The following is a 5,091-nucleotide window of genomic DNA, read 5'->3' as shown; positions in this document are numbered from 1 at the left end:
GACGGGAGCGGCGCCGCGCTCGGCTCGACCGATTACTCGCTTCACCCCTACGAGCAGATCCAGCCCAACGTCGAGGATCTCGTCAAGAACCTCGCGACGACCAACGCCCGCATCACGGCGACCGTGACCGCGGGCACGGGCTCGGTCCTCCTCGCCGGCGCGCAGGTGGCCAACGACTCGCAGGACTCCTCCGGCTTCGAGATGAGCTTCCGCGACGACCTGCTCGGCGGAGGCGGCGGTGGCGGCCTCTCGGCGGTCGTCCATGACGGGACGCTCGTCGGCAACGGAACCGTCTCGACGCCGCTCGGCGTCAATCCCGCCGCCGTCGTCACGTCGTTGAACGGCCTCCACGGCGCGGTGACGCTCGCGGCCGGATCCAACGTCACCCTCACCCCCTCCGGCCAGACCCTCACGATCGCGGCCTCCGGAGGGGGAGGCGGAGGAGGGCTGACGCTGCCGTTCAGCGGATCCGCGAGCGTCCCCGCCGGCGCCGCGTTCAACGTCCAGAACCCCGGCACCGACGGCGTCGCTCTCCAGGGAACGGGGACCGGCGCCGGGGTTTACGGCCAGAGCACATCGGGCAACGGAATCATCGGGACGTCGAGCTCGTCGTGGGGCGTCCACGGCGTGAGCTCCGGCACCGGCGTCAACGGTGCCGCGATGCGCGCCGAGGGAAACGGGATCGGGCTCTTCGCGACGAACACGGGTAGCGACGCCACGGTCGTCGCGACGAACGCCACGAGCGGGGTGATCTACAAGGGATTCGCCAACGGCGGGACGCTCGTCTTCCAGGTGGACGCGACCGGCGTTCAGGGGAGCTCTGCGACGACCGGACAGGCCGGCGTTCATGGGACCTACTCCGGGAGCGGACAGGGTTACGGCATCTTGGGCGACACGAATAGCATCTTCGCGACCGCGGTGTACGGCAACAACCCGTCGGGAACGGCCATATGGGGCCATGCCGGATCGTTCAACTACCCGAGTGTGATCGGCGAGAATACGGGCGGCGGACTCGGGCTTTATTCGAAAGGGGACGCTCAGGTCGACGGCGACCTGACCGTCTATGGAAACTTCCAGGTCGCTGGCGGCGGGACGAAGTCCTTCGTCTCGCCGGATCCGACCGATGCCGGCCGTCAGATCGTCTACGCGTGCCTCGAGGGACCCGAGTCTGGAACCTATTTCCGAGGCTCGGGGAGGATCGCCGGTGGCTTCGCATCGATCGAGGTCCCGGAGGACTTCCGGCTCGTGACGAAAGCGAACGGTCTGACGGTGATCGCCACCCCCGTCGGGGCGCCCGCGGTCCTCACCGTGATGAAGAAAGGCCTCGATCGGATCGTGATTCAAGGCTCGGCCGACGTCGAGTTCGATTACATGGTCAACGGCGTGAGGGCGGAAATCCCAAACCATCCGGCGATTCAACCGAACAAATTGTTCATTCCGCGTTCTGCGAGCGACGACATGACCCGGCGCATGAGCGCCGGAACGATCCGATTCCTCAAGAGAAACGGTGTCCTCAACGCCGACGGCTCGGTCAACCTTGAAACGGCACACCGTCTCGGATGGGATCGCCAGCCGGGATGGAGCGCGTCCTCGGAGGAGGATCGATAGGTCGGTCGGTCTTCCCCGAAAAAGCTTTGCTACGATCGCGGCTCGATGACGGGCGATCCGCGCCTCCGAGCCTCGCTTCTCGCCTGGTTCGACCGCGAGAAGCGCGAGCTCCCCTGGCGGGGAACGCGCGATCCCTGGGCGATCTGGGTCTCGGAGGTGATGCTCCAGCAGACGACGGTCCAGACGGTGCTCCCCCGCTACCCGAAGTTCCTGAAGCGTTTCCCGACTGTCGAGACGCTCGCCCGCGCCCGCCTCGACACCGTTCTCGCGGCGTGGTCGGGGCTCGGGTACTACGCCCGCGCCCGGAACCTCCACCGGGCCGCGCGCACCGTCGTCGAGGAGCACGGCGGGAAGATCCCCGAGGATCCGGAGGTGCTGCGGGGGCTCCCCGGAATCGGCGCCTACATGGCGCAGGCGCTGTCCGCGATCGCGTTCGGCCGGCCGGCGCTTCCGGTCGAAGCCAACGTCCGCCGGGTCGTTTCCCGGATCGAGGCCGCCGACGTGACCCCGGAGGCGGTCGCGCGGCTCGTCTCCCGTAAACGGCCCGGCGATTCGATCGCCGCGCTCTTCGACCTCGGCCAGATCGTCTGCCGGCCGCGAAATCCCGCCTGCGGCGCTTGCCCGCTCGCGCGAAGCTGCCGGGCCCGCGCGCGCGGAATCGTGGACCGGTTTCCGCCGCGGCGCACCGCTCGGCCGGCCCGTCCTCTCTATCGCTGCGTCGCCGCCGCCGTCTCCGAGAACGGCCGAATCCTCGTCCGACGCCGCGCGGACGGCTTCCTCGCCGGCATGTGGGAGCTCCCCGGAGTCGAGGCGGACGTGCTGTCGGTCGCGCGCGCTCGTTTCCGGAGCCGCTTCCGCGCCGCAGGGCGAGCGCTTCTGGGAACGGTCGAGCAGCCGATCGCGGGAAAACGCGTCCGCGTCGAGATCTACTCGACTCCCGCGCCCGCGTCGCGTCCGGGCGATCGCTGGATGACCGCCGCCGAGATCGAGGCGAGCGCGTCTCCTTCCCTCACGAAGAAGATCGCGCGGCGCGTTTCCCCCGCGCCCCGGGAGCGGCGTAGAATCGGGCGATGAAGCTCCTTTTCCGGGTCGCCGTGGTGTCCCTGCTCGCCGTCTCGCTTCGTGCCGACGTGGTCCTGACCATGAAATCGGGCGAGCGGTACGAGCTCGCCCAGGCGCCGAAGCACCGGAACGGGATGGTGAGCTTCACCACGAAGGACCGCCGCTTCCTGACGGTCAAGCAGTCCGAGGTGGCGAGCGAGCAGACCGTCGTTCCCGTCCAGCCGAAGAAGAAGCTCGACCGCACGGACACCAAGCAGCTCGGCGCGATCGCGCGGGAGCAGCGCGCCGAGCGAGGGATCGACGCGGACGTCGCGGGAAAGACTCCGGCGGAGAAACCGGCGAAATCCCGGAAGGCGCCGCCTCCGGAGAAAAAGAAACCCGTTCACAAGACGAAGAAGCGGCCCGCTCCGCCGCCGACGGCTCCTCCGCCGGACTCTTCCGACTCGGACTGACCGAAGGATCCAGCCATGAGAACGAAATACCAGTTCCGGAACGTGGAGGTGCGCGAGGAGGGCTCCGGCCCGGCCGTCGTCCTCGTCCACGGGTATCCCCTCGACGGCGACATGTGGACCGAAGTCTCGGCCCGGCTCGCTCCGAAGTTCCGCGTGCTCCGTCCCGATCTGCCCTCCCGCCGCGACACTCCCCACCCGTCGCAGCCCTCGATGAAGGAGTACGCGGGATGGATCGCCGCCGTCGTCGACGCGGCCGGCGGCAGAGCCGGCCTCGCGGGGTTCTCGATGGGCGGGTACGTCGTCTTCGAGCTTCTCCGGAACCGGCCGGAGGCGGTCGCCGCCGTCGCATTGCTCGACACGCAAGCCGGCGCCGACGACGATGCCGGAAGGCAGGCGCGCAACACGGCGATCTTCACCGCCCGCGAAATGGGCCCCTCGGCGGTGTCCGACCGGATGATCCCGAAGCTCCTTTCGGCGGGCGGCCGAAAGCGCGCGGACCTCGTCGCGCGCGTCCGCGCGATCGTGCGGCGCCAGAATCCGAACTCGATCGAGAACGATCTCCTCGCGATGCGCGACCGGGCGGATTCGATCCCGTCGCTCGGGGCGATCACCGTTCCCGCGCTCGTCGTCGTCGGCGCCGAAGACTCGATCACGCCGCCGGCCAGAGCCGAGGCGATGGCGCACGCGATTCCGGGAGCCGAGCTCGTCACGATCGCCGGAGCCGGCCACCTCACGCCGATGGAAAAGCCCGACGAGGTCGCGGCGGCGCTCTCCGGCTTCTTCGAGGGAGCTCTCCGCTGACCGCAGCCGGGCGCGGGGCCGATGCCCTCTTCCGGTTGCTCTTCTCCTTCCGGTCGGCGAAATGAAGCTCTCGACCTCCCTCAAAGTCGGGACGGGGCTCGCGGTGATGCTGGTCTTCCTCCTCCTCGTGGCGATCAGCGCTCTCCTGAGCGCCCGAATGATGGCGAGATCCGCGGGGCTCGTGGAACGGACGCTCGACGTCGAAAGCGACCTCTCGGATCTCGAGAACGCGATGCTCGCGGCGGAATCGGCGACGCGCGGGTTCCTCGTCACCGGCGACGATCGGTACCTTGCCTCGTTCCGCGACGCGCCGGCGCTCGCGCGCGAGGAGCTCGAGGGACTCCGCAGAAAAACGGCGGACGATCCCGTCCAGCTCCGGCACATCGACGCCGTCGAGCCCCTCATCGTGTCCAAGATCGCCCGAATGCAGCGAACCGTCGATCTGTGGAAGCGCGGGAGCATGGACGCGGCGGTGGCGGAGGTCAAGTCGGGTGTCGGCCGCGAGCTGATGGCGGAGATCCGCCGGCGTTTGCATTCGATGCAGCGCGAAGAAGAGCGCCTCGCCGCGCAGCGTGCCGCCGCCGAGCTGCGAGGTGCCCGGCGCACCGAACGGTTCATCGTGCTGACCGCGATCCTCGCCGCGGGGTTCGTCTCGGTCGCCGGCGTCCTCATCCGTCGGGACCTCCTCGGGCGCCGCCGCGCCGAAGAAGCGCTCCGGGACCTCTCGATGGTGGATGAGCTCACGGGGCTCTACAACCGGAGAGGGTTCCTGATCCACGCCGAGGATCGCGTCAAGTTCGCGGCGCGCCTGGGGACGCGCGAGGTGCTCGTGTTCGCCGACGTCGACGGCCTCAAATCCATCAACGACACGTTCGGCCACTTTGTTGGCGACGAGGCCATCACGGCGGCGGCGGGACTCCTCCGATCGAGCTTCCGGGACACGGACGTCGTCGCCCGGATCGGCGGCGACGAATTCGTCGTTCTCGCTCTGATGGACCGCGACGAGGACGTGGAAGTGCCGATTCGGTCGCTCCGGGCGGCGATCCAGGCGTGGAACGCGCACGCCGGAATGGCTTTCCGGCTCTCGATGAGCGTCGGAACGACGTACTTCGAACCGGGAACGCGGCTCGAGGAGCTGATCGCCGCGGCGGACCGGAAGATGTACGCG

Annotated in this window: 5 protein-coding genes; all 5 read left to right on the top strand. The window is 69.0% G+C overall.

Annotated elements, in window-relative coordinates; all coding sequences use genetic code 11:
* A partial coding sequence (locus tag VKH46_11215; GenBank protein ID HKB71404.1) for a hypothetical protein occupies positions 1–1,608 on the top strand: 1,608 nt, incomplete at its 5' end.
* A 45-nt stretch (positions 1,609–1,653) separates the two neighbouring features.
* Positions 1,654–2,682, top strand: coding sequence for an A/G-specific adenine glycosylase (locus VKH46_11210; protein ID HKB71403.1), 1,029 nt, complete (start codon positions 1,654–1,656; stop codon positions 2,680–2,682).
* Positions 2,679–3,122 carry a hypothetical protein gene (locus VKH46_11205; protein ID HKB71402.1) on the top strand — a complete coding sequence of 148 codons (444 nt, stop codon included), beginning with the start codon at positions 2,679–2,681 and terminating at the stop codon, positions 3,120–3,122. Before VKH46_11210 ends, VKH46_11205 begins: the two co-directional genes overlap by 4 nt.
* Before the next feature lie 15 nt (positions 3,123–3,137).
* Complete coding sequence (locus tag VKH46_11200; protein HKB71401.1) at positions 3,138–3,923, top strand: alpha/beta fold hydrolase; 786 nt, start codon at positions 3,138–3,140, stop codon at positions 3,921–3,923.
* A 61-nt stretch (positions 3,924–3,984) separates the two neighbouring features.
* The coding region (locus tag VKH46_11195; GenBank protein HKB71400.1) for a CHASE3 domain-containing protein at positions 3,985–5,091 on the top strand (1,107 nt) is incomplete at its 3' end.

It is taken from the genome of Thermoanaerobaculia bacterium, assembly GCA_035260525.1.
Taxonomy (GTDB): Bacteria; Acidobacteriota; Thermoanaerobaculia; order UBA5066; family DATFVB01; genus DATFVB01.
The sequence above is the reverse complement of the archived record's forward strand: the minus strand, read 5'-3'. Positions and strand labels throughout refer to the sequence as shown.

Excerpts from the sequence above, each read along its gene's own strand:
- VKH46_11200 (HKB71401.1), top strand. The coding sequence starts at position 3,138 with ATGAGAACGAAATACCAGTTCCGGAACGTGGAGGTGCGCGAGGAGGGC.
- VKH46_11210 (HKB71403.1), top strand. The coding sequence starts at position 1,654 with ATGACGGGCGATCCGCGCCTCCGAGCCTCGCTTCTCGCCTGGTTCGAC.
- VKH46_11205 (HKB71402.1), top strand. The coding sequence starts at position 2,679 with ATGAAGCTCCTTTTCCGGGTCGCCGTGGTGTCCCTGCTCGCCGTCTCG.